This window comes from Vibrio agarivorans (assembly GCF_030409635.1).
GTDB classification, from domain to species: Bacteria; Pseudomonadota; Gammaproteobacteria; order Enterobacterales; family Vibrionaceae; genus Vibrio; species Vibrio agarivorans.
In genome coordinates this window covers 350,406-370,609 of sequence record NZ_JAUFQF010000001.1, presented here as the reverse complement: position 1 = coordinate 370,609, position 20,204 = coordinate 350,406, and the positions used below count along the sequence as shown (strand labels likewise).

General features: G+C 44.9%; 17 protein-coding genes. 5 read left to right on the top strand and 12 right to left on the bottom strand.

The features are described 5' to 3' along the window. Positions 1–25: 25 nt before the first annotated feature. Both tauA and QWZ05_RS01580 read right to left on the bottom strand, forming a co-directional pair. The gene (gene tauA / locus QWZ05_RS01585) at positions 26–1,057 is read right to left on the bottom strand and encodes a taurine ABC transporter substrate-binding protein (RefSeq protein ID WP_264875620.1); all 1,032 of its coding nucleotides are present in this window, start codon (positions 1,055–1,057) and stop codon (positions 26–28) included. 201 nt (positions 1,058–1,258) lie between these two features. Beyond that, positions 1,259–2,677, bottom strand: a complete 1,419-nt coding sequence (locus QWZ05_RS01580) for an aminotransferase family protein (RefSeq protein WP_264875621.1) — start codon at positions 2,675–2,677, stop codon at positions 1,259–1,261. Positions 2,678–2,827: 150 nt separating this feature from the next. Here QWZ05_RS01580 and pdxR point away from each other — a divergent pair, with 150 nt between their 5' ends. From pdxR to ald, 4 genes are all read left to right on the top strand, one after another. Further along, positions 2,828–4,306 (top strand): MocR-like pyridoxine biosynthesis transcription factor PdxR, encoded by a 1,479-nt coding sequence (gene pdxR / locus QWZ05_RS01575; RefSeq protein WP_290296129.1) that lies wholly within the window; start codon positions 2,828–2,830, stop codon positions 4,304–4,306. A gap of 140 nt (positions 4,307–4,446) precedes the next feature. Next, a complete protein-coding gene (locus QWZ05_RS01570) occupies positions 4,447–5,172 on the top strand; it encodes a sulfite exporter TauE/SafE family protein (protein ID WP_290296127.1) in 726 nt (241 codons plus the stop codon). Positions 5,173–5,190: 18 nt separating this feature from the next. Beyond that, entirely contained in the window at positions 5,191–5,961 is a 771-nt protein-coding gene (locus QWZ05_RS01565; protein WP_290296125.1) for an SDR family NAD(P)-dependent oxidoreductase, read from the top strand. A 35-nt stretch (positions 5,962–5,996) separates the two neighbouring features. Beyond that, positions 5,997–7,118, top strand: coding sequence for an alanine dehydrogenase (gene ald, locus QWZ05_RS01560; protein ID WP_290296124.1), 1,122 nt, complete (start codon positions 5,997–5,999; stop codon positions 7,116–7,118). Between the two features lie 63 nt (positions 7,119–7,181). Here the strand turns inward: ald and focA are convergent, their stop codons facing one another. The 6 genes from focA to QWZ05_RS01530 all read right to left on the bottom strand — a co-directional run bounded on the left by focA (position 7,182) and on the right by QWZ05_RS01530 (position 12,994). Beyond that, positions 7,182–8,024, bottom strand: a complete 843-nt coding sequence (gene focA, locus QWZ05_RS01555) for a formate transporter FocA (RefSeq protein WP_264876222.1) — start codon at positions 8,022–8,024, stop codon at positions 7,182–7,184. A gap of 186 nt (positions 8,025–8,210) precedes the next feature. After that, positions 8,211–9,767 carry an amidohydrolase family protein gene (locus QWZ05_RS01550; RefSeq protein ID WP_290296122.1) on the bottom strand — a complete coding sequence of 519 codons (1,557 nt, stop codon included), beginning with the start codon at positions 9,765–9,767 and terminating at the stop codon, positions 8,211–8,213. 106 nt (positions 9,768–9,873) lie between these two features. Further along, the gene (locus tag QWZ05_RS01545; RefSeq protein WP_290296120.1) at positions 9,874–10,515 is read right to left on the bottom strand and encodes a DUF3299 domain-containing protein; all 642 of its coding nucleotides are present in this window, start codon (positions 10,513–10,515) and stop codon (positions 9,874–9,876) included. 139 nt (positions 10,516–10,654) lie between these two features. Then, the gene (locus QWZ05_RS01540; RefSeq protein WP_290296119.1) at positions 10,655–11,527 is read right to left on the bottom strand and encodes a carboxylate/amino acid/amine transporter; all 873 of its coding nucleotides are present in this window, start codon (positions 11,525–11,527) and stop codon (positions 10,655–10,657) included. Positions 11,528–11,656: 129 nt separating this feature from the next. Then, positions 11,657–11,896 carry a hypothetical protein gene (locus QWZ05_RS01535; protein ID WP_264875629.1) on the bottom strand — a complete coding sequence of 80 codons (240 nt, stop codon included), beginning with the start codon at positions 11,894–11,896 and terminating at the stop codon, positions 11,657–11,659. A 312-nt stretch (positions 11,897–12,208) separates the two neighbouring features. Further along, positions 12,209–12,994, bottom strand: a complete 786-nt coding sequence (locus QWZ05_RS01530) for a hypothetical protein (protein WP_264875630.1) — start codon at positions 12,992–12,994, stop codon at positions 12,209–12,211. 350 nt (positions 12,995–13,344) lie between these two features. On the opposite strand from QWZ05_RS01530, the gene QWZ05_RS01525 reads away from it, so the two are divergent. Further along, positions 13,345–13,773, top strand: coding sequence for a DUF4174 domain-containing protein (locus QWZ05_RS01525; protein WP_264875631.1), 429 nt, complete (start codon positions 13,345–13,347; stop codon positions 13,771–13,773). Positions 13,774–13,841: 68 nt separating this feature from the next. Here the strand turns inward: QWZ05_RS01525 and QWZ05_RS01520 are convergent, their stop codons facing one another. From QWZ05_RS01520 to QWZ05_RS01505, 4 genes are all read right to left on the bottom strand, one after another. Next, positions 13,842–16,202, bottom strand: coding sequence for a Lon protease family protein (locus tag QWZ05_RS01520; protein ID WP_264875632.1), 2,361 nt, complete (start codon positions 16,200–16,202; stop codon positions 13,842–13,844). A 484-nt stretch (positions 16,203–16,686) separates the two neighbouring features. Beyond that, complete coding sequence (locus tag QWZ05_RS01515) at positions 16,687–17,688, bottom strand: LacI family DNA-binding transcriptional regulator (RefSeq protein WP_264875633.1); 1,002 nt, start codon at positions 17,686–17,688, stop codon at positions 16,687–16,689. Between the two features lie 166 nt (positions 17,689–17,854). Further along, entirely contained in the window at positions 17,855–18,970 is a 1,116-nt protein-coding gene (locus QWZ05_RS01510) for a porin (RefSeq protein ID WP_290296113.1), read from the bottom strand. Between the two features lie 189 nt (positions 18,971–19,159). Then, on the bottom strand, positions 19,160–20,176 hold the full coding sequence (locus QWZ05_RS01505; protein ID WP_264875635.1) for an ester cyclase: 1,017 nt from the start codon (positions 20,174–20,176) through the stop codon (positions 19,160–19,162). Positions 20,177–20,204: the final 28 nt, after the last annotated feature.

Below are 20,204 nucleotides of genomic sequence, written 5' to 3'. Positions count from 1 at the left end.
TCTTGATTCTCTTCAAATAGCCAAATTATTGTGCTGCTACTGCTTGTGCAAAGGTCGGATTCACGAACACACTATAATCAGGCTGCAGCGCAGAGATCTTCTTCTCTTGAAGCAAGAATTCGGACGTAGCTTTTAACGCTTGTGTTGCACCGCCTGCTTCACCACAGCCCAACCATTGACAAGAAAGCTGAGTATCCACGTCAAGGAACTCATACAAGCTCATCGCTTCTACTACGCCCTCAGGCTCACCACCAGCCAGCTTCGCCACTGATACCGCCATTGGGTCTGAACCAGAAAAGGTCTCTTTATTAGCGCGATATTGAGCATCAACATCCGCAATCACCGAAATGAACTGAGTGACGAACTCTGCGTTTTCTTTTGCAAACTCCGTATTGGAAATCAGGCCATCAAAGGTCGGTTTACCCCAGGCACTCAGCTGCTTTGAAGTAATCAAAACACTTCCGTCTTGCTTGATGCTGCCAAGTGCAGGGTCCCAAATGAATGCACCGTCAATATCGCCGCGCTGCCATGCCGCCATAATCGCATTTGGCTGCATATTGATAAGTTTGACGTCTTTTTCACCTAAGCCGAATTGTTCCAACGCAAACAGCATATGAAAGTGGGTTGTTGAAACAAATGGGACAGCAATTCGCTTGCCTTTCAAATCTGCTGGTGAAGAGATACCACTACCATCTTTAACGACGAGTGCTTCTGCATCAGCGATGTTTTCCATTACCCACACTAACTGCATATCAACGCCATTACTTGCTGCGCTCGCGATTGGGCTAGAGCCCGCAACTGTCATATCGACTGCGCCTGCAGCCATTGCTGTGATGGCTCTTGCTCCCGAATCAAATTTGCGCCACTTGATTTCATAACCCGTCTTCTCTTCAACCAATTGCTGGTCAATGGCAAACTTCATTGGGTTAAACATCCCTTGATAACCAATTGTTACCTCTTTCGCCGCCATCACGTTGGCTGAACATAATAGAGTACCCAGTATCGCAGCTTTGGTAGCCAACTTATTTTTCAGTAACTTGTTTATGGTCTTGTTCATGTCTAAATCCTTTTTTGATGAGAGACAGTACCAAATTATGTGTTCTACCTCTTATTAGGTAGTACCAGACAATTTCTTTAATGGTCCAGTTGTGCACCAAAGTAACGCACCAACAAAGTGCATCTCGTACCTTGAGCATGAAAATAAAAAGGTGCCCCAATGAAATCATTGGGGCACCTTAGCTTGAGGCTTAGAGTGACGTTAAGCCACTAGAGAGGGGCTTTTCTTGGGGGTAAGTTCTTTAAACACTTCACTTAGAACATCAACGATCGTATCCGCTTGTTCAACAGATAAGGTTAATGGTGGGCTCAAACACAGTGTATTGTTAAAGTGCTCAAACGAACGGTTAGTTCTACCAATTAGCACTCCGCGTTGCATACATTTGGCCACAATATCGGCTGCAATGCTTTCGTGAACTGGCTTTTTGGATGATCGGTCTTCAACCAACTCAATGCCAATTAATAGCCCTTGTCCACGTACATCTCCAATCATCGGCGTAGACTGCATCAAGGTTTCCAGCTTCTTCTTGATGTATTGGCCGACTCTCGCGGCGTTATTTACAAGATTTTCATCTTCAATGATTCTAAAGTTCTCGAGCGCCGCTGCAGGGCCAATCGTACAAGCACCGAACGTACTGATGTCACGGAAGTAATCGAATGGGTCATCTGGATTCTGCTTGAACAAATCAAACACTTCTTCCGTAGTGACTGTACAAGAGATAGCAGCGTAAGCGGAAGCAACGCCTTTAGCCATAGTGACTATGTCTGGCTTTAGCCCGTAGTGCTGATAGCCAAACCATTCACCTGTGCGGCCAACACCACACACCACTTCATCCACATGGATCAAAATATCGTACTGGTTACAAATACGTTGAACTTCTTGATAATAACCTTCAGGAGGCGTGATAACACCGCCACCAGCCGTGATAGGCTCAATGACGATAGCGCCAACGGTTTCAGGCCCTTCACGCAAGATAACCTTTTCAAGTTCTTGCGCTGCTTTGATGCCATAGTTTTCGCTGTTCTCAAACTGACTGCGATACTCACAACAGTGAGGGAACTCAACAAACCCCGGAGTGAAAGGCCCATATTGCTCACGGCGCTGCTCTTGACCTGTCGAACTCAAACAGGTGATCGTTGTGCCGTGGTAGTCTCTTTCACGGTAAAGGATTTTGTGCTTTTTGCCCCCATACTTTTTATGCGCTATTTGACGCACCATTTTGTAAGCTTTTTCATTGGCCTCAGAGCCTGAGTTAGAAAAGAATACGCGTTTCATTCCTGGCATCTTTTCGATCAGTTTATTCGCAAACTCCGCCATCACAGGAGAGCCTGCGGTCCCCGCAAAATAGTTAAGTTTCAATGCCTGTTGCTTAATCACTTCAGCCATTGACTCGCGTCCATAGCCAACGTTCACACACCAAACACCGCCTGAACTGGCATCTAAATAGCGATTACCTTTAATATCCCAAACATACTCTCCTTTACCATGCGACATGATCAAAGGCGCCTTATCAGCAAAAGGAGCATGCTGTGTAATATGGTGCCAAACGTGTTCTTTATCCCACTCTTCCACTTGCGTAGCATTTTGGGGTTCAACTAATCGTGATTGTCCGTAATCCATAAGCCCTCCTCGTGTTTCCATTCACAATAGGCAAACTCTTATCTCTGGCTATAGAACCAGAACTAGGTATTTATGGGGACAGAATTCGAATACTACTTTGGCATAGTTGATGCAATAACCCTATAAAACACAGAGTTATAGGGTTCGATTATGAAAAGCGATTACTTAATGCATATCCAGTTTACTCCCGAACGAAGCTTGCAGGAACAAATTCGCGAACACTTGCTAGAAGCAATGAAGAAAGGTGTATTCGAAGATAAGGCACTCCCCTCGTGCCGTAAGCTCGCATCTATGCTACGCGTTTCACGTAATACTGTTGTTTCGGTGTACGACAAACTTGTGGATGAAGGCTACTTACAAGCCCAAGAACGTAGTGGATACTACCCTAACCCTGACGCTTTAGACTCATCTCTATCAAGTGGAGCACCTAAAAAAAAACCATTAGGTAGTGATATTTATGGTGCAAAGCCTGCCCAGTTTTGGAACAACAGAATAAAGGCGAACCTAAGTCATCAAAGGAACATATCTAAAGCGAAAAATTGGCAGGATTACCCATACCCATTCTTGTTTGGACAGCCTGATCATTCCCTGTTCCCACTCAATCATTGGCGTGAATGTTGTCGACTGTCGCAAAGAGCTGGCGTTGTTAAAGATTGGATTTCAGACTCTATCGACAGCGACGACCCTGCACTAATCAAGCAGTTGCAAAGTAACGTGCTCACCAAGCGTGCTATACAAGCAAAAAGTGATGAGATTTTAATTACCATCGGCACGCAAAACTCTCTGTTCTTACTCGCGCAACTTTTAGGGGGATCAGGTACAACGCTGGGCGTAGAGGAGCCGGGGTATCCAGATGTACGAAACATATTTTCCTCTCAAGGAAGCAAAACCCTCCCTCTTTCTATTGATCCACAAGGTGTTGAGATTTCTGAGAACCTTAAGAAGTGTGACTATGTCTATGTCACGCCGAGCCACCAAGTGCCGACTAACGTGACGATGTCGATGAATCGGAGACAAGCACTGCTCGACGCAGCAGAAAAATATGACTTCGTGATTATTGAAGATGACTATGAGAGTGAGGTCAATGTTTTGCATCAGGCTAGCCCTTCATTAAAAAGCCTCGATACCAATGGGCGCGTGATTTATATCGGCAGTCTATCCAAATCTCTCTCTCCTGGCCTAAGAATGGGTTATATGGTGGCAGAGAGACCTCTCACCGAAGCCGCTAGGGGCTTGAGACGGCTCATGTATCGCCACCCACCAGCAAACAACCAACGCACCTGCGCGCTGTTCATTTCGCTTGGCCACTACGACACCTACCTCAGAAAGCTAAAAAACTGTTATCAAGAGCGCTGGACTGCAATGCGCAGTGCGTTAGAGACTTACCTTCCTCACTGCGTAACAACGGAAACTATGGGCGGTAGCGCCTTTTGGTTAAAGCTACCTGATAATATTGATTGTGAGCGCTTTGCTCAGCAAGCCAAACAAATTGGCGTATTAGTTGAGCCAGGAACAGTCCATTTTGCTCGCTTTAATATTGAAAGCCGGCGATACGTTAGGATGGGTTTTTCTGCCATTGATATCGATAAGATTGAGCCTGGTATCAAAAGACTCGCCTCTCTGCTTTAAGTTAAGCCAACCGATTAAAACGGTTGGCTTTTTTGTCAGCTTAACTTGACCCCATAAATAACTTTAACTGGTACTAATTTCCAATTTCGTCGCAGCGTAGATTGTTCCTATGGACGCAAAAGCCAAGTAAGGAGGCTGCGATGACAGAATTGATAATTGCCTTCACGTTGGTTTTAGCCGGCTTCATTCGTGGCTACACCGGGTTTGGTTTTTCAGCGATTGTTATTCTGGTTCTCTCCGCTTTCTACCCAGTGGCAGAGATGGTACCAGCTGTGCTTTTGCTTGATCTGATGATATCGCTTCCCCTTGTCGCCCAGAGTTGGAATCGAACCGATTTCAAACGATTGACGCCCATTTTTTTGGCAACGATTGCAGGCGTACCATTTGGTTATCTCATGCTAATACAGCTTCCAGACGAAATTTTAAAGATTATGGTCCCCGCAACCATTCTCGCGCTAGCAGCTATTAATCACACACGCTCCGAGCGGTTAACGCGATTATCACGCTCCCCCATACTGTGTGGTTTCATGTCTGGTTGGTCTACAAGTGCAGTATCCGCTGGCGGAGCTCCAGTAGTGATTTATATGCGATATAGCGATGCCAGTATTCAACAACAACGCGATAGCTTAATCAGCTACTTCTTCATTACAGCCTGCTTTGTCGTTGGGATCAGTTACATCATCAATAAGCAGTGGTATTTAATGCCCGAACACCCCATTGCCTACCCATTTGTGGCAATCGTTGGGCTACTTTTGGGAAAACTCGCTTATCACCTAAAGAGTATTTCAGTCATTCACCAAGGTGCGTTTTACCTCATGCTTAGCCTTTCAGGGTTAACACTCGCTAAAGCAATTTGGACGCTTTAAAGAATAAGGAAATTTATTATGAGTCTTCACACATTACCTACTGTATTTATCACCGGAGCAACTTCAGGTTTTGGGCAAGCAGCGGCAAGACGCTTCGGTCATCAGGGATATCAACTGGTGCTGACAGGTCGACGTTTAGAGCGTTTGAATGCCCTTGCTGATGAGCTAACCCCTCACTGTAAAGTCCACGTTGCACAGCTTGATGTCAGAGACGCTGACCAAGTTCGTTCGGTAATCGAAGCTTTACCGACTTCATTTAAAAACGTTGAGGTGCTCATTAACAACGCAGGATTAGCGTTAGGGGCAAGCCCTGCAGACAAAGCGTCTCTCGATGATTGGCATACGATGATTGATACCAACGTAACGGGTCTTGTCAATGTCACTCATTCACTTATTCCGATGCTTTTAAAGCAACCTAAAGCGACGATCATAAACTTAGCGAGTATCGCATCCAATTGGTGTTATCCGGGCGCGCATGTCTACGGCGCAAGTAAAGCGTTCGTTGCACAGTTTTCCCGTAACTTGCGCTCAGATTTTGCAGGAACAGGAGTCAGAGTCACTAGCCTAGAACCAGGTTTGTCGGAAAGTGAGTTCAGTTTGGTTCGATTCAATGGTGACCAAGACAAATATAACCAAATTTATGATGGTACTAACCCTCTTCAACCAGAAGACATCGCTGACATCATGTTTTGGGTAGCGGAACAACCCAGTCACATCAATATCAACAGCCTAGAAGTCATGCCAACCAGTCAGGCGTGGGATAACTTCAAAGTAGTTAAACAACAGTAGTTTTTACATATTCAATTTATACAGGGAGATTCACTATGAAAATCGGTGTACCAAAAGAAATTAAAGTGCATGAGTATCGTGTAGGTATGACGCCAGCAAGCGTTCTAGAAGTGACTCGCCAAGGGCATGAGGTGTTCGTAGAGCAAGGAGCAGGCTTAGGTATTCTGTGTAGTGATGAAGAGTATGTTCAAGCAGGCGCAATCATTCTCGACACCGCTGATGAAGTGTTTGCAACGGCTGAGATGATTGTCAAAGTCAAAGAGCCGTTAGCTGAAGAGCGTGCTCGTCTGCGTCCAGATCAATTACTATTTACGTATCTGCATCTAGCGCCAGATATAGCACAAACCGAAGATCTGATTTCCTCTGAATCTGTCTGCATCGCCTATGAGACCATTACAAGCAACAATGGTGGTTTACCACTACTCGCACCAATGTCTGAAGTGGCTGGTCGCATGTCTATTCAAGCGGGCGCTGCGTGTCTTGAGAAGTCTCAAGGTGGTGTTGGGCTATTACTGGGTGGTGTCGCTGGTGTCGCTCCTGCGAAAGTGACTATCATTGGTGGTGGTGTCGTCGGTGCTAATGCCGCACAAATGGCCATTGGCTTAGGTGCAGATACAACCATTCTTGATAACAATGTCGATACGTTACGTAAACTCAATGCGCAGTTTGGAAGCAGCGTGAAAACCGTCTATTCAAATCAGCACAACCTTGAAGCTGCGGTTCTAGAGTCCGATCTGGTCGTGGGTGGTGTACTTATCCCCGGCGCTGCGGCACCTAAGCTTGTAAGCAAAGAGATGATTGCAGCAATGAAAGAAGGCAGTGCTATTGTTGATGTAGCTATCGACCAAGGCGGCTGTTTCGAAACATCTCGCGCAACAACTCACGCAGAGCCAACATACATCGTCGATGGTGTGGTTCACTATTGTGTGGCAAACATGCCTGGCGCAGTTGCAAGAACTTCAACGTTTGCACTGAATAACGCGACACTTCCTTACATCCTAAAGCTAGCGAATCAAGGCTATAAGCAAGCCCTACTCTCTGATGCACACCTCAAGAATGGCCTGAATGTCATTCACGGTAAAGTGACTAACGAGAGCGTAGCAGTTAGCTTAGATCTCTCGTTTATCAAGACAGATACCGCTTTAGAAGTGGCTTAATGTTCGTAGAACAACCAAGGGCTTCGCAAGAAGCCCTTTTCAATCTCAGTGAAGCCTCTGCTGCTACTCGCGCAGATAAATCACCCAGTACCAGATTCCAACAAACACACCGCCGCCGATAATGTTACCAAGAGTCACCGGAATAAGATTATTAACGACAAAATTGCCGACTGTTAAATCTGCAAAATCAGCGATATTGGCACCGGACATTTGCCAGAATGTCTCAGGCGCAAAAGTCTTGATCGCAATGGCCATTGGAACTTGAAACATGTTCGCGATACAGTGCTCAAAACCGGCTGAAACGAACATTGCGACTGGCAAAATCATCACCAATATTTTGTCTGTTAACGTACGACCACTAAACGTCATCCATACCGCGACACACACCAATACGTTACACATGATGCCAAGTGCCACGGCTTGGAAGAAGTTATGATGCAGCTTGTGCTGAGCGATTGCCATCGTATTTAAACCCACTTGACCACCATCCAGCATAAATTGCTGTGTCACCAACATACACGCTACCAGAGAGAGTGCGCCGACTAAATTACCAAGATATACGGTGAACCAGTTACGCAGCAGCGTAGTCCAACGAATTTTACCACTCGCTCTAGCCACAAGGGTTAACACTGAGCTAGTAAAGAGTTCGCCGCCAGTAACAACCACTAAAATTAAGCCTAGGCTAAACGCAAGACCACCAATAAAGCGCATCATACCCCACGCCATATCACCGGCACCGGTCGTAACTGTGGTGTAGAAAACAAACGCGATACCAATATGAATGCCAGCTGAGATTGCAAGCAAAAATGATTTGATAGGATCTTTAGTTGCTTTTCCTACCCCGATATCCGCAGCACGTTCAGCCGCTTGAGGAGGTAGTAGGGAATCAAATTGGTTGAAGTCCATCGCCATAGTAATATTTTGTAACAGTTGCAAAGTGCGCGGATTTTGCGCCTATTTTTTGGCGTTTTCAAGCAGTATTTCAACTCGAATAACAACATTAAATCGATGTAACTGACCAAGTACTAGTTACCAATAATAAGGCTCCCGACGGGAGCCTTATTTGAGAAAGCAATTAGTTTGAATGAACAATTACTGTTTGACGTCTCGACGAATCGGCTGGCCCGGTGCCGAGCCAATGATAAGTTCACCATTTTCAACAATCAGCTCGCCATTAACCATGACATTGTTGATGCCAAGTGGCGTTGCTGCTGGCTTTTGGTAATCGGCTCTGGTTTCGACTTTGTCCAAATCAAAAATAACTATGTCAGCATCAGCTCCCTCTTGAATACGACCTTTTTTCATCATTTGTGGTACGTAGTCTTGCAAGATCGTCGCTGGAGCATAACTCACCTTGAATATCGCTTCTTCAATTGACATCACACCTCTATCACGAACATAAGTCTCGAGGATTTTTGTGAAAGAGCCGCTCGAACGTGGATGTGAGAATGCATTTTCAGGTAAAGGCCAAGCATCGCCTTCATAGTTTTCAATACCTTTGTCTGTGATCAACATCCAAGGCATAGAATCTGATTCAATCGTCACGGCTGGGTGTAAGATCGACTTGTCTAACGCAGCCAACTCATCTTGCTTTGACTCATCTAAAAAGTGCCAATTCACAATAGAGCCAGGTTGCTCTTTTTGTGCTTCTACCAACTGCTTATCATCAAGGCGATTTAACCCCATTTGAATACTGTACTCTTGGTAGCCCATACGCTCTTTCCAGTGATCGCCACTGAACATCGCCGCTCCCACAACCGTACTTGCGGCACCCCAAGGGTATGCACCAACAGAGATCGGCACGTCTTTCTCAAGCGCTTCGTTAACCAACTCAAGTGTGGCATCGATATCACGCAGTGACGTACTGTTAATATGGTTGATATGCATGCGTGCGCCCGTTAGCGTAGCGTTTGCAATGAGCTCTTTGATTGCTTCAAAGCTACTGCCAGGCTCCATCATGCTCGCATAACGCACGTGCGTGAATGTACCCACATCATGTTTCGCCGCTAACTTTGCCAACGCATAATACTCTTTTTGACCATATCCAGGCGCGTAACCGGCATTAATACCGATACCAATCGCACCTTCATTGATGCCCTCTTCCACCATCGCTAAAATCTGATCCATCTGCTCTGGTGATGCAATATCTTGTTTCCAATCAGAGCGACCTTGCTGTTTTTGGAAATACTCTAGGTCTGCGTAAGGTGCTTCACCAGTAAAGGCAGCAACACGGGCAAATGTCCAAGCCGCCGAAGCACCATAGTTAATCGGCAAATTCTTCTTAGCTTGACCTTCATACCAATCAGCGATTGGAAGAATACCAGACTCAAGCTCTAGTGCCGTGGTGACACCCTGCACACCCTGCATGCGGTAACCAGAAATGTTTTGACCATGGTGATGTAAATCGATGAAACCAGGCGTGACATATTGTCCTTCTGCGTCGATTGTTCTCTTACCAGAGATATTTTCTGTCGTTACCTTAACGATGGTCCCATCGTTGATACCAAGGTTACGTACGTCACTCAGCCCAGTTTCAGGGTCAATAACGTGTCCTGATTTAATCACGACATCGTAATCAGCGGCATGAACATGTGTAGTTATGGCCATAATGGCAAGAGGTAACAGTGCCAATCTTGGGGTCACTTTCATAGAATCTCCATGGGGATTATGCGCTTGCTAAAACGTCCTTTTGTTTTGGTTAGCAACAAACAAAAATTTAAATGCCTTTAAGTCCATTTTCAGCATACTTAGTCAACTAGTAGAGACGAATGTCGGATGCTTTCATCACATAGCCTGCACTCACATCGGTATTTCCATCAATATAGTCAACATTCAACTCTTGTTGTGAGACTTTGATATCACCACTGACCGCTATCGGCTGAAATAGGTCAACGAGTTCATAGCCTTGCTCGATATCGACAACAATAATCTGATTAATCGGTGGGGGTGGTGTATGAATACAAGCACCGGCAGTGGGTACAAGAAGAAATTTTTTCGTTGTTAACCCATCCATTTCTAGGGGTACCATAAAGCCACCAATGGTAACTTCATCGAACTTCATCGATGGGTCAACTGAACTATAACGCGCTTTTTCAACCTCGATAGCCTTTTCTCGCAGTGCTAAAAGTGATGCCAAATCCGCTTTAGTAGCAGTAAAATCCGCAACATTTTGTTCATAGGTTGCGGTTTCTTTTGCTGACATATCTCTTCGTTTTTCAGCATTTTGATACGCAACAATTTTATAAATCAAACCCACTTGGTATTCATTCAAAGGAGGTAACGACACCTCCTCACTCGCTGGGGGCACTAAGTCTATCCATGAAATTGTCTGAGTCGCCGCAGCATACAGACCTGCACTTCCTATGCATGAAATTAGGACTAAAAAATGACGTAACATTGTTTAAAACCTATCAAGCTGTGAAGTTAATTAAAGTCTAACTTAACGCCATGTTCAAACGTAGGTCACAAAAGGCCAAAAAAAGCCCGAACAATCAAAGACTGCTCGGGCTGAATAAGCTTAGGGGATAACGTTCAGTTTAACTGTATTTTTCTGAGACCTTGGTTTTGACCCATTTCTCGTTAATCCACAATGAAAGCATAATGACGACTGCTCCTAAGAATAAACGCAGCACATCTTCTTGTTGATTCCAAATGAGAATGTTAACGATCAATCCAGCTGGAATTAACGCATTATTCATAACCGCCAGCGCGCCCGCATTCACCTGACATGCACCACGGTTCCACAAGAAATACCCCAAACCAGAAGCGATGGTGCCCAAGTAGATAAGAATGCCCCATTGGGTTGACGTTGTTGGTAGCTTTTCAGTGTTACCAAATACCATAAAAGCGATGGACGCAACGACAAAAGCCCCAAGATAGAAATACCCAAAAACAGTATGTTGTTTAAGAGTATGTGGCTGTTTTTCCATGATGACTTTATAGCCTACTTGCCCAATTGCAAAGCAAAGGTTTGCTGCTTGAACGACCATAAAGCCGAGGATAAATTGCTCATTGATCCCTTCGTATTTAATCAATACCGCGCCAGCTACCGCAATCAAAGCCGTGACCAAATACCAGGATGAAAAACGCTTATGCACGAGATCATACAGCAAGGTCACATATATCGGTGTCATGACAGTGAACAACAACACTTCTGGAACAGAAAGCAATAAAAATGATTGATAGTAAAAACAGTACATCAATCCCAATTGAAAGCCACCTAAGGTCATCAATTGGAGAATAAGCTTTCGCCCTACACCTTTAAACTTAAGGAATGGAATAAACACTAAGCCTGCTAAAGCAACACGCATCAGTACAGAAAACCAAGCGTCCACTTGCCCTGCAAGGTACACACCGATCAAACTGAACGAGAAGGCCCATAAAAGAGTAACACCGGAGAGATAAAACATAACTGTTCAAATTAGCTAAAAATTAATGTCAAGTTTACCGATTATAGGGCTAGGATTCCAATAGCATATGAGTAGATAGATTAAGGGGCTCTGGGGAGAGCCCCTTTGATATAACAGTAACTTGGGGGATTACTTCTTCGAGCTGAAGAAATCAAATAAGGAGTGACTGGTTTGCTTCTTGGTGTCTTGAAAGGCACCAAAAAGGTCATCATCACGCCCGGCAGCACTAAGGCCACCATGAACGACAGCAAAGAAGAGGAAAAACACCGCACCTAGCATCGCCAACAAAGCTAAAATATCTAGCTTCACTAACACCAGGCACGTTATACAGCCAACTATTGAAACTATGGTTATTTTTTTGCTTTTCATAACTGAGCCTTATACTCACTTAAGTGCATAAATTATACTGAAACCATTCATTCAAATGTTGTGCTATGTCATATTTTGCGCGGGGACCTATGAAACACGTATTATCGTTTTATGAAGTAGCACGTAATGACAGGGTTAGAATACCACACGAGCATAAAATCCAAATTGCAGGTTCTCCTGCAATCCACTCCTAAGCATAATTAGTGTATCCACTGCTATTGATATCAAGTTTTTCATAGGCATACCGAACACTCAAAACTAAAAAAGCCCAACAGTAACCTATTGAGCCTTTACACGATTGACGTATGCTAATTAGAAGTAGTATCTAACACCAACCCAAGCTTGGGTTTCCCAATTACCATCTAAGTTCTTATTATTAATGTCCATGTAAGACTTAGTTACATCGTAGCGAGTATTGATCCACCAAGAACGCTCACTGTTCAGCGGCACGTTAAGAGAGGTTTTTACAGAAAAGTTTTGCATATCAATCTCATCGCCAGAAACGTCTTGCCACTCAGGAGCAACATTCAAATACGCACCACCATCACCAATTCGCTTAACAATAAACAGGCTAGCTGAGTAACCAAATAAGTCATCTTTTTTGGTCGATGCAGATGGTACTTCCATGGTGCCGCCCATCACTGCTAAACGTGGAAACAGCATCAAACCACCTGTGTACTGAGGGTTGATCGCCGCAATCGCACCGATTGATAGCAGATCATTTTTAACGTCATTACGTGTGTTAATGTAATCGACTGACAGACCCAGTTTTGGTGTTACTTTGGATTCCGGAGTAAATACATGGAAGTACTGTAGACGTGAGTTGCTGTAATCAGTGCCGAACTTGTTGTCATTGCGCTTACTGCTCTTACTCTCATCAGCCAACGTTGCCTCGGCCAATAACGCAAACTCTTGACCATTGCTCAATCCGCCTGAGACCTGTCCCTGCAATAAAATATCCGAGTTACCATTGAGCATGATCGCACCTTGCGTGTACACGTTGGTTACATCCGCAGGGTCAATTACTGCGCTCTCTTCTGCGTGAACATTAGCTACTAGAACGAGTGCAATAGGGGTTATCAAAGCAAACTTTTTCATTCTTATCTCTCTCTAAAATAAAGTTTGCCTCCTCCATGAAGCTTATTAAGTATCCGTTGTTGGTCATCGCTAGAGAACTCACAATCGAACAGAGTTCAGAATGCAAAAACTCTGACGGGTGTTTGCCCTAGCGAAGGAGGCGGAATTATAAGGAGATAAAACCAAACATATAGGTCATATAGAGCCAATCATGAAGTGACCGTGAGTTTGAGTATCAACATTCGCAAAATAGTGAACCAAACTCGAAGTGATAAAGTAATAATCGTGGAACAACTGAGTGCCTGGTTTACTAGAAGTTTAAACACTTTCTTCTATGCTAAACGTACTGGTCTTCTACAAGGACGCTACCCATGAAAAAGTTATACACAGCTCTATTTATCACACTTGCACTGCCAGGCGTATCGATGGCAGCAGAAGACATAAACTCTCTCGATGAGCTTAACTGGAAGAATCGTGTCATATTGGTTCAAGAGCCTGCAAAAGGTGAACAGATCGTCAAAACACTCACGGATGAGAAGCTGGGGATCGCTGAGCGAGATGTGATTTGGTTTGTGGCGTCCAATGGTAAAGTCTCTTCAAATCTTACCGCCTCAGTTCCTGACAAACTTTCTAAACAAGTAACGGGCTCATTTACCAACCGCAGCCGTCAAACCATTCTCATCGGCAAAGATGGCGGCGTGAAATCTCGCACAGACGAATTTGATTTACACCAGTTGTACAAACAAATCGATGCTATGCCAATGCGGAAACGGGAGATTGAACAAGAGAGACGCCATTAGCCCGCGCTCTTGCTTTATAAAACGAGAAAGCCCTACGTGTGCAACGCAGGGCAAATGGAGATAAGCCTCTATTTTCGCAAAGAGTTCAGCTTTGCTTGAGCAATACCAAAAACAGTATCAATAGGATAACTTCCCATCTCTGAGGCTTCTCCCGCTTCTTTACCGGTGAAGATTTTGATTGCCTCAGTCACATGGTCAATTGTCCAAATATGAAACTCGCCTTTTTCAACAGCTTTAACGATATCTTGTCTTAGCATGAGGTTGTGAGCGTTAGAACGTGGAATAATCACCCCCTGCTCAGACGTGCGCCCTTTGATACCACACACATCAAAGAAACCTTCGATCTTCTCATTGACACCGCCAATCGGCTGAGATTCGCCAAATTGGTTCATTGAGCCCGTAATCGCAATATCTTGCCGCACAGGTTGGCGTGAGAAAGCCGACACCACAGCACAGAACTCCGCCATACTCGCACTATCCCCATCTACACCACCGTAAGACTGCTCAAATGTGATGTTCGTCGTCAATGGCACTTTCGCAGTCTTGCCAAAAACTGACGATAGATAAGCGGTTAATATCATGACACCTTTTGAGTGGATACTGCCGCCAAGATCGACGCTGCGTTCGATATCTATCACCTCACCCTCACCATAACTTGTGGTTGCGGTAATTCGATTCGGTGCACCAAACATATGATCAGAAGTTGACAGTACCGATAAGGCGTTGACCTGCCCTACCGCTTCACCATCGGTGTTTATCAAGGTCGTTCCATTGATAAAGCTCTCCATCACACTCTGCTGCAAGCGATTAACACGTAGCTCTTGGTTCCTAAGAGCCTCTTCAACATGGCTTGAACGAATCATGTTGGAATTGGCCTGTCGAGCAACATAATTAGATTCACGAAGTAGATTGGCAATTTTCGCGGAGTGTAGTGACAACTTAGTCTGGTCGCCCGCCATTCGTGAGCTATATTCGACAATACGACCTATTGCTTTTCTGTCACAGTGTAACATTTTGTTGTCATGCACAATGCTTGAAATAAACCGCGCATAGTGGAGCTCTGCTGAAGCACTTCTTGGCATCTCATCTTCGAAATCGGCTGTCACTCGGAACAACTCGATGAACTCCGGATCGTAATGCTGCAACAGTTGATAGGTTCGATAATCACCAAACAAGATAATTTTTACATCGAGTGGAATCGGCTCTGGATCAAGTGAGACCGCCCCCGTCAAAGTCACCTCTTTTTCGAGCGAAGTCAGACTGAGTTGACGAGATCGTAGAGCACGTTTTAAACCATCCCACACATAAGGCTGCTCTAACACTTTTTGTGCATCAATAAGAAGCACACCACCGTTCGCTTTGTGTAAACTACCTGCTCGAATCAGTGAGAAGTCCGTAAATACCGTACCCTTAAAGGTTGCGGTTTCAGTGTAGCCAAACAAGCGATGGTAATTTGGGTTCTCCTCTACCACGATAGGAAACTCGCACCCTTCCCGGCTTACTAGTACGTTAATCTTGTATCGGCGTGGAAGCTTTTTATCAAGAGAAGCGGTCGCAATTTCGCCTTGCTCATTGCTTTCTTCTAGGAATATTTCCGCATTCTCAACAATGTCTTTTTGCAGTGCGGTTAAGAATGTCTTTATTTCACTGTATTCAGCGTAATCAACTTTGAGTTGTTTGATGAAGTGAGCAATAACGTCAAGCGTGACATCATCATTAAGCTTCTTGATCTTGTCACTATAGCTCTCTTCCCAATCGGTTAGCTGACGAACCATGTCTCTCAGCGTCACTTCTAGCGCATCTATGCTCGCGCCAAACTCCTCTTGCTCTTTAATCGACAGTGCATCAAACGTCTCTTCGGTATGTAGCTCTTCTCCATCCATTGCAATGAACTGGTAATCACCTTGTGTGGTTAACGTCAGGCTAATTCCCTTCTCTTTTGCCGCTTTACTGATCTTTTCAAGCTCAGTTTGTTGCTTTTGAGCAAGTTGATTCTTTAAACGTTCGGCTCGTGAAATATACATCTCATTATCAAACGCCAATGGCATCGCTTTGCACAGCTTAGTCATTAGGGTTTCAATATCTTGACGAAAACGCTGACCAACGCCGCAAGGTAGCTTTAGTACTTTAGGTGTGCGAATGTCTTCAAAGTTGGCCACGTAACACCAATCAAACAGCGTACTACTGTCATATTGATGGCGATTAAGGTAACGCAGAATCATCGTACGCTTTCCCAGCCCATTGTGGCCTATGGCGTAGATGTTGTACCCTTTTTCCTTAATATTCATCGCAAACTCAACGGCTTTCTGAGCGCGCTCCTGGCCGACGATCTCGTCAATCGGTGGTAGCTCTTTGGTTGATTTGCACGGAAGCTCTTCTAGCTGCGCCGTATTGTATAAATGCTCGGCTTGTAATCTTTGTATTGCCATATTGCCTCCTAACTGACACGCAACGCGTGTGTTCACTAAATCCTTGGTATTGACACCTGGTTAGAGTTTAGTTTGTAAATAGTTAAATTTTAGTGACTTAGGGCATGTTTGGGGTTGAGTGGTGGAAATGTGAGCGATTTACGGGTGATTAGGTTGGAAGTTGGAGGTTGGAGGTTGGAGGAGAATACAGAATACAGAATACAGAATACAGAATACAGGGGTGTAGTGTATCGGTATCGCGCCAACGGGCAACCCTTTGTCATCCTGAGCTTGACTCAGGATCTACTTACCACACGCTGTAGACTTAGTTAGATACTGAGACGAGCTCAGCATGACTGTATTGTTAGACAAGACGGTGTTGTTGGGCATTACGTTGTTTTGGAATAGGATTTGGATTTGAAGGATACAGAGTACTACGCTCAAAAACCGCCTAGCCGATTTACATTGTAAATCGGCTAGGCGCTAATCTTGATCATTGAACGAATTAAACTGTCTTGCGCTCAACGTAGCGTACTGGAACCATCAGTTTTACCAAGCTCATGTCGTTCTCTTGAATCTGATTGACGATGATTTTCACAGACTCGCGCGCGAGGCGGGCAAAGTCTTGGCTGAATGTACTCAACTCATAGCTGATCCATTTTGCTTGTGGGATATCGTCGAAGCCAATAATTTTGATGTCTTGAGGTACAGATAGATTAAACTCATGGCGCGCGACATCCATTAAAGCCATTGCGAGGTTGTCGGTAGCACAGAAAAATGCATCTGGTCGCTCGGCTTCAGCGAGCAATCGACGAATTGGTTCTATCGATTCTTGGTAGTCATAATTGGCTTCAACTACCCTAGCCTTGCGACCGGTTAAAGCCTCAAATTCAATACAGAAGCCGGTTTGGCGCTCACCATTGGTGAACGTTGGCACTTCACCGGTTAAGTACACGGCTGACTTAGCGTTCGCTTGATGGAAAATCTCAGCCGCTTTTTGACCCGCAGAGTAGTTGTCACTCACCACATAACTACTCTTTGTCCCTTCAACCACACGGGCATACTGAACAATTGGGATATTTAACTCAGCACACTCTTCATAAAGGGCAGTATTCATCGTTGCAGACGCTGCGATCACTGCGTCTACACGGTACTGAAAAATGTTTGGAATGGTGTGAGTGTCTTCTGCGTCCATCTGCCATGGAATCAGCACTGCCGAGTAGCCTTGTTTCTGCAGCTCTGAACTGATCAGCTGTAGCGTTTTCATGTGGATTGGATAATCCGCATCAGGAAAGACTAAACCAATGAGTTTTGATTCATTGGTTGTAAGGCTGCGCGCAAATGCATTTGGACGGTAATTAAGAGCCTTGGCGGCCTCATAGACTTTTTGTTTGGTTTTTTCTGCTACCGAGCTTCCCGGTACAAAAACACGCGATACCGTGGATTGCGAAACGCCTGCAAGTTTCGCTACATCTTTAGAAGTTACGGGTAATTTTGGATTGCTCATTATTTCTTTTATTAGCCATCTAACACCCGGTAATAATAGCATATTTAGCTACGTATTCATAAATGAAAAAAGCCTTATCCCATATGGAATAAGGCTTTAGTTACGTTCCCAAAACGCACTTGGGTATTACCCAAGCACTTCTCCCATATTATAAGGAGCTATAAACTTAGAAGTAGTAACGAATACCCGCAGCGAACTGGTCGTCACGGTTTTCAAATTTGTTACCTACTAGTTTATCTTTACCTAGGTCGAACTGGTATTCAGTCCAAACAAGGAATTTGTTCTTCTGGAAGTGGTATTCAACACCCGGTACGATTAGGTTGCGCTCGTAACCGTTGGTTTCGTTGTCACGGTCTTCCATATAGTTGTAGATGAAGGTTGGGCGTAGGCCGTTCTCGAAGTGGTAGTATGTGTAAATTTCGCCACCAAGAGTGTCCATCATAACGTCTTCACCACCTTGTGAAACTGCTTCCCAGTTTTCGCCGATGTGGAATGTTGCACCCGCGTAGAAACCACCGTTAGTGTAGTTCGCACCCAGTAGCATGATACGCATGTGGTCGCCATCTTTCACGCCTGTCACTGGACCATCAATGTCAGAAATTTCGTTCTGTAGGTAAGAAGCGCCTAATGTAACGCCTTCAATACCTTTATAAGTAACAGAAGCACTGATACCGTTCTTTAGGGTTACTTCAGCATTTGAAGCAAGTGCTACGTCTTCACGTGTAGTTTGGTAAGTCAAACCGTAGCTGATGTCGTCATTAATGCTGTTACGGTAAGTAATAGAGTTTTCAGCACGACCAGAACCTGATGCGATACCCCAATCAGCTAGGTTGTAAACACCTGAACCGCGAGTACCAAATACACGACCAAGGTCAGTGTACCAAGCTACGTCGTAAAAAGTTGACCACTGCTTTGTACCTGCAGCGATTTTACCGTATTTGTCGTGTTCTACACCTGCGTATAGAAGACGATCGTAAATGTTGTTGCCGTTAGCGCCAGAGTTGTAGCCCCATTCAGCATGGCCAAAACCTGTCCAGCCATTGTCTAGTCCCATTACGCCTTTTAGGCCGAAACGTGAACTACCACTGTTCCACTCACCTTGGTCACTTTCCCACTGATCTTTCTCTGCGTTAAAAACTTCACCTCTGTCTTGGTAACGGAGGTCAAAACGACCATCTAATGTAAGGCTATCACCTGCCTCGTTTACCCAAGTGTGTGCTGCTAGAGCTGAACCAGAAGTCAGCGCTGCTAAGATCACTGCAGAAAGAGTCGATTTGTTCATATTGATTCTCGTTATGTTCGGGCGTGAAAAGCTACCGTGCAGTGTTGCCCGTTATAAAAATAATCATTGGAGTGTACCCCTTCCATGAGGTACTAGTTGAGAGCCCGCCAGAGCCGAGAGGGGTCTCTGGCGGATTTGACTTTGGTTATTACAGTGCCAATGTCATGCAGTTGGCACTGTGATTAAGTCTTAGTAAGAAGGGTTAAGGATTGTTGAAGTGCGGTCAAACACGTCAAGGCCTTGCTGCTTCAACCAGTATGGTAGGTCGATCAGTACCCAGTTCTCAGATAGCTTGTCGCCATCACGGTAGTAAACGTCTACTACTTGCATGTCAGCACGAACTTCACCGCCAGGTAGACCTAGGAAACCACCGATTGCAGTGTTAGATAGGTTTGGCCAACCGAAGAAACAAGAGAAGCTACCTTCAGCGAAACGACAAACGTGGCCGTTAAACTTCTTGTCTTTTAGGTTGTTACGGAACGGCAGTTGGTGCTGCTGTTGGTAACGTGGGATAGTGTAAGAAGCACCGATACCACATGGGCCGTACCAGATCATGTCTTCAGACCAGCTCTTCGCTAGTACTTCTGGTGGACAACCCATAGCGCCGCTGTCGTTAAGAGCAGATAAGTCAGCAACCATCTTGTTTACTAGATCTAGAGTAGCTTGACCTTCTTCAGGAGCCGCATCTTCGAACAGTAGACCGTCGTGGTTACGTGGACCAGGGTAAGTGAAGTGACGACCTGTTGATGGTGGTAGTGGGTAACAACCCGCTTGATCCATCATGCCTAGAAGGTCAACGAATAGACCAGTCTTAGTGATCTTACCGTTTTCAACACAGTTGAACTCAGCGTAACGAAGGTTCATGATTTTGCCAGTTGGGCGCATACCTAGGTACTCTGCGTCAAATAGACCCATGAAGTGACCCATGCTCATTACCCAGATTTCACCTTCAGTTACTTCGTTTTCACCGCCGATAAATACATCTTGACGACGCTGCATGCGTGTCATTGACTTCATTAGAGGAGCCCAGAATACTTCTGCTGCTGCTTCTGCACCTTCTTGCTCACGGAATGGGTAAACACCGCGGAATAGGTAATCTTCTGAAGTGTGTGCTTTTAGTACTTCTGCAACGTTTTCGTGTGTTGCGTTTTCCATTGCATCGAAGTATTCACGTACGATGCGTTTAGCTTCTTGATATTTAGACATAATTATCTCTCTTTATAGTCGTCGAGAC